Annotated in this window: 5 protein-coding genes and 1 pseudogene; 3 read left to right on the top strand and 3 right to left on the bottom strand. The window is 67.8% G+C overall.

From position 1 onward, the window contains the following. The 3 genes and pseudogenes from HUU96_RS10525 to HUU96_RS10515 all read right to left on the bottom strand — a co-directional run. A pseudogene (locus HUU96_RS10525) lies at positions 1-422 on the bottom strand (histidine kinase); the annotation flags it as partial. Between the two features lie 79 nt (positions 423-501). Then, positions 502-1944 carry an adenosylhomocysteinase gene (gene ahcY / locus HUU96_RS10520; protein ID WP_174292759.1) on the bottom strand — a complete coding sequence of 481 codons (1443 nt, stop codon included), beginning with the start codon at positions 1942-1944 and terminating at the stop codon, positions 502-504. 183 nt (positions 1945-2127) lie between these two features. Beyond that, on the bottom strand, positions 2128-2688 hold the full coding sequence (locus tag HUU96_RS10515) for a YqgE/AlgH family protein (protein WP_174292758.1): 561 nt from the start codon (positions 2686-2688) through the stop codon (positions 2128-2130). A gap of 104 nt (positions 2689-2792) precedes the next feature. Here HUU96_RS10515 and HUU96_RS10510 point away from each other — a divergent pair, with 104 nt between their 5' ends. The 3 genes from HUU96_RS10510 (at position 2793) to HUU96_RS10500 (ending at position 5391) form a co-directional block, all read left to right on the top strand. Further along, the gene (locus tag HUU96_RS10510) at positions 2793-3272 is read left to right on the top strand and encodes a peroxiredoxin (RefSeq protein ID WP_174292757.1); all 480 of its coding nucleotides are present in this window, start codon (positions 2793-2795) and stop codon (positions 3270-3272) included. 72 nt (positions 3273-3344) lie between these two features. Next, positions 3345-4802: an AMP nucleosidase gene (locus tag HUU96_RS10505; RefSeq protein ID WP_174292756.1), complete on the top strand. Its 1458-nt coding sequence runs from the start codon at positions 3345-3347 to the stop codon at positions 4800-4802. Positions 4803-4860: 58 nt separating this feature from the next. Then, the gene (locus HUU96_RS10500; protein WP_174292755.1) at positions 4861-5391 is read left to right on the top strand and encodes a hypothetical protein; all 531 of its coding nucleotides are present in this window, start codon (positions 4861-4863) and stop codon (positions 5389-5391) included. Positions 5392-5409: the final 18 nt, after the last annotated feature.

The raw sequence follows: 5409 nt of genomic DNA, 5'->3' as shown, positions 1-5409 counted from the left end.
GTGATCGCGCGGGTCGAGCCCTGCGGCCGCACCGCCCGGACGAAGCCGCGCCCGGCGCGCTGCGCGGCGTTGATGTCGGCTGCGAGCGCAGCGGCATCCGTTGCGGTCAACCCGTCCTTCTCCCCCGCCAGATCGGCGACGAAGCGCGGCGATGTGGCCAGGCCGAACCAGTCGGCCATGCGCGCCGGCATCTGCACGCGGCCATCGGCGCGCACGACCATCGCGATCGCCGGTGCGACGCGCAGCATCGCCTCCAGCCGGGCATTGTCGGCGACCGCCGCCGCCGCCTCGCCGCGCAGCCGCAACCCCTGGAACAGCAGAACCGCGCCGCCGCCGATCAGCAGCAGCAGCACCGCCCCGATCACCACCGCGGCTCCGGCTCCCAGCGTCACCATGTCGTCGCGGCCCCGTCCCTCACCCACGCATCCCTAGGCCAGCCGCAGCGCTCATGCAAAAGGGGCCCGGCATTGCCGAGCCCCTATCGTCGCGCAGGTGCCGCGCTCAGTAGCGGTAGTGGTCGGGCTTGAACGGCCCCTCGACCGACACGCCGATATAGCCGGCCTGCTTGGGCGACAGCTTGGACAGCTTCACGCCCAGCTTGTCGAGGTGCAGTGCCGCGACCTTCTCGTCGAGGTGCTTGGGCAAAACATAGACCTGGTTCTGGTAATCCTCGGCCTTGGTCCACAGCTCGATCTGCGCCAGCGTCTGATTGGTGAAGCTCGCCGACATCACGAACGAGGGGTGCCCGGTCGCGCAGCCCAGGTTGACCAGACGGCCCTTGGCGAGGACGATGATCTGCTTGCCGTCGGGGAAGGTCACCAGGTCGGTGCCGGGCTTGACCTCGTTCCAGTCGTAGTTGGACAGGGCCGCGATCTGGATCTCGCTGTCGAAATGGCCGATGTTGCAGACGATGCTCATCGGCTTCATCGCCGCCATATGCTCGGCGGTGATGACGTCGGCATTGCCGGTCGCGGTGCAGAAGATGTCGGCGCGGGTCACCGCCTCCTCCATCGTCACCACCTCGAACCCCTCCATCGCCGCCTGCAGCGCGCAGATCGGGTCGACCTCGGTCACCATCACGCGCGCGCCGCCGTTGCGGAGCGACTGGGCCGAGCCCTTGCCGACATCGCCAAAGCCAGCGACGCAGGCGACCTTGCCCGCCAGCATCACGTCGGTCGCGCGGCGGATCGCATCGACCAGCGACTCCTTGCAGCCGTAGAGATTGTCGAACTTCGACTTGGTGACGCTATCGTTGACGTTGATCGCCGGGAACGGCAGCTCGCCCTTCTTGGCGATCTCGTACAGGCGGTGGACGCCGGTGGTGGTCTCCTCGCTGACGCCCTTCAGGTTCTTGACGGTGTCGGTCAGATAGCCGGGCTTCTTGGCGATGAACGCCTTGACCGAGCGCTGGAACTCGACCTCCTCGTCATTCTCGGGCTCGCCGAACGAGGCATCCGCTTCCAGCTTGGCACCCCAGAGCGCGAACATGGTGGCGTCGCCGCCGTCGTCGAGGATGATGTTGGCGGTCTCGCCATTGCCGGCATCCCAGTCGAAGATGTCGCCGACATAGTCCCAGTAATCGGCCAGGCTCTCGCCCTTGATCGCGAACACCGGCACGCCGGTCGCGGCGATGGCGGCGGCGGCGTGGTCCTGGGTCGAGAAGATGTTGCAGGTCGCCCAGCGCACGTCCGCCCCGAGCGCGGTCAGCGTCTCGATCAGCACCGCGGTCTGGATGGTCATGTGCAGCGAACCGGTGATCCGCGCGCCCTTGAGCGGCTGGCCGGCACCGAACTCCTCGCGCAGGCTCATCAGGCCGGGCATCTCGGTCTCGGCGATCTTGATCTCCTTGCGGCCGAACTCGGCGAGGCTGATGTCCTTGACGACATAGTCGTGGTGTTCGGTAGCGAGCGCGGTGGCCACGATCGGTTCTCCTGAAATCTTCATGATCGGCGGACCCTGCGCCCGTGCCGGATGCGCGCGGCCTTACCGGCTCGCGGGCGGCGGATCAAATATAAAGATATCTTTATGTCCTGCAGCAGCGTCACCCAGGGCTTGTCCCGGGGTCCAGAGCCAAGCAGCGCGCCGACCGTGGCTCTGGATGCCGGGACAGGCCCCGCATGACGGCTCTTACGCGGTCCCGGTAGCCGCCACGAGCAACCGCGGATCGATCCCCGCACCCGCGAAGCCCTGCGCCCAGCGCTCGCTTGCGGCCACGTCGAACAGCAGTGCCTCGTCGCCGGCGACGTTGAACCAGCCCGGCCGCGTCAGCTCGCCGTCGAGCTGGCCCTCGCCCCAGCCGGCATAGCCCAAAGCCGCGACCCAGCGCGTCGGCCCGCGCCCCTCCGCGATCGCGCGCAGCACGTCGAGCGTACCCGACAGCGACCAGCGGCCGGCGACATCGACGCTGTCCTCGCCTCCCCAATCGCGCGAGTGGACGACGAAGCCGCGCCGCGGCTCGACCGGGCCGCCGAAGTGGATTGGCGCATCGGGGGCGACGCCATGCTCGATCTCGAAGCCGTCGAGCAGGTCGTGGAAGCCCAGCCCGCCGATCGTCGCGCCCAGGCCGATGCCCAGCGCGCCCTTCTCGTCATGCGCGCACATCGCGATCACCGCCTGGGTAAAGCGCGGATCGGTCATGCCGGGCATCGCCAGCAGGAACTGGCCGGTCAGGAATTTGGGGTCGGACATGGCGGCAACATAGTCGCGACCGGGGACGCGTCCACGCTTGAAAACGCCTCTCCCACCCGCGACATGGCTGCCGACCGCCATCGGGGCGGAAAGGAGATCAAGCGATGACGATCAGCATTGGCGACAAGCTGCCCCAGGCGGACCTCGTCAAGGTCACGGCGGACGGCCCCGACAAGGTGAGCACCGGGGATTACTTCGCCGGCAAGACCGTGGCGTTGTTCGCCGTGCCCGGAGCGTTCACGCCGACCTGCTCGGCCAAGCACCTGCCGAGCTTCATCGACAAGGCCGACGAATTGAAGGCCAAGGGTGTCGACGAGATCGCCTGCACCTCGGTCAACGACGCCTTTGTCCTCAGCGCCTGGTCGAAGGCCAACGACGCCGGCGAGGTCACGATGCTGGCCGACGGCAATGGCGAGTTCGCCGCCGCGATCGGCCTGACCGCCGACAGCAGCAAGTTCGGCATGGGCACGCGCAGCCAGCGTTACGCGATGCTGATCGAGGACGGCGTCGTGAAGCAGCTGAACGTCGAGGGTCCCGGCGAGTATCGGGTCAGCTCGGCCGAGTATCTGCTCGACCAGATTTGAGCGTTCCGCCCTCCCGCGGTCGTCGCGGGAGGGCGTCTTGTCACCGTCATAGCGCCCGCTTAACACTGCCGGATGACATCTCCCCCTTCCGCGGCGGCCATCGTCGCCGAGCTTGACCGGCTCTACACCGCGTCCGTCCAACGGCTGCGCGAGGCGCTGATCGGCTATGTCGCCGATGGCAGCCGCCCCGATCCCGCCGCCCGCCACGACGGCAGCTTCGCCTATCCAGAGATCCGCCTGACCTATCGAACCGGCGAGGATCGACCTGCGCCGCTACGCTCGTTCGGGCGGCTGTCGACGCCGGGCGAATACCGGATCAGCGTCACCAAACCGGCATTGTTCGCTGATTACCTGACCGAGCAATTGACGCTGCTGATCGAGGATTACGATGTCGATGTCGCCGCGGTGCCAGGCCGGCAGGAGATCCCGTTTCCCTACGTGCTCGACGCCGGCCAGGTTCTCAGCCTCGACGAGGTGTCGGCGGCGGAGCTGGCGCGGCATTTCCCCGCCACCGAGCTCGCACATATTGGTGACGAGATCGCCGATGGCGTCTGGGCGAACGCCGAGGCGGTACGGCCGCTCGCCTTGTTCGACGCCCTCCGCACCGACTTCAGCCTTGCGCGGCTGCGGCATTATACCGGCACCCCCGCCGAGCATACCCAGCGCTTCGTGCTGTTCACCAACTATCACCGCTATGTCGACGAGTTCGTCCGCTGGGCGGTGGGGCAGCTTGGCCCAGGTGCAAACGGGGGCAGCCGCTTTACTGGTGTCTCTGGCGCGGGCGGAGTGATGATGAAGGCCGGCGACGATCCCGACCGCGTCGTCAGCGACAGCGCCTGGCGGCGGCACCAGATGCCCGCCTATCACCTGATGGCCGACGACCGCACCGGTATCACGCTGGTCAATATCGGCGTCGGGCCATCCAACGCCAAGACGATTTGCGACCACCTGGCGGTCATCCGCCCGGAGGCGTGGCTGATGATCGGCCATTGCGGCGGCCTCAGACCGTCGCAGCGGATCGGCGACTATGTGCTCGCCCATGCCTATCTGCGTGACGACCATGTCCTCGACGACGTGCTGCCGCCCGAGATCCCGATCCCGGCGATCGCCGAGGTGCAGGTGGCGATGGCGCGCGCCGCCGAGACGGTTTCGGGCCAGTCGGGCGAGGAGCTGAAGCGGCGGCTGCGCACCGGTACCATCGTCACCACCGACGACCGCAACTGGGAGCTGCGCTACTCGCAGTCGGCGCTGCGCTTCTCGCAAAGCCGCGCGGTGGCGATCGACATGGAGTCGGCAACGATCGCGGCACAGGGCTATCGCTTCCGCGTGCCGTACGGGACGCTGCTGTGCGTGTCGGACAAGCCGATGCACGGCGAGCTGAAGCTGCCCGGCCAGGCCAACCTGTTCTACGAGCGCGCGATCAGCGAGCATCTGCGCATCGGCATCGAAACCTGCGAGCAGCTGCGTCGTGAAGGACCGAAGCTCCACAGCCGCAAGTTGCGTGCTTTCGACGAGCCGCCGTTCCGCTAATCGGGACCCGAATCGTTTTCGGGGCGTTACGGGTGCGCAATTATCTAGGAGCGCCGCCATGGCCGATACGACTGACACGCCGACCACCGGCCCCGCAACCGGCACCGACACGCCCGCGACTCCGCGCCGTCGCGGCCCGCGCAAGACCGATGCTGCGAAGACGCCGACCAGGCGCGCCGCTGCGAAGTCGACGGTCGCCAAGGCCGAAACCGCGGTGAAAGCGGCGACCGTTCGCGTCAAGCGCACGGCCGTCAAGGCAGAGGATGCGGTGGTCGAAGCCGCCAAGTCGGTGACCCCGCGCGCGATCAGCCGGCCCAAGAGCAAGGTGGCCACGAAGGCTCCGCGCAAGACTTCGGCCAAGTCGGCAGCCAAGCGCCCGGCCAAGACCGGTGCCTGGGGCGTCGCCGCGATCGCGGGTGGTCTCGCTGCGGCCGGCGCGGCTGCGGTCGCTCTGTTGTCGTTGAAGGGCAGCACCGCCAAGGCGGACACCCCGGCCGATCCGGTCAAGAGCGGAACCCTGCCGAACGGCCAGGATCCGAGCCCATCGTTCGACACCAAGGTCGCCGAGGACAACACGCTCCTCAACTGATCGTCGACGCGGGACGGC

It is taken from the genome of Sphingomonas bacterium (genome assembly GCF_903644135.1).
In the GTDB taxonomy this organism is placed as follows: domain Bacteria; phylum Pseudomonadota; class Alphaproteobacteria; order Sphingomonadales; family Sphingomonadaceae; genus Sphingomonas.
This window is presented reverse-complemented; position numbering and strand designations above follow the sequence as displayed.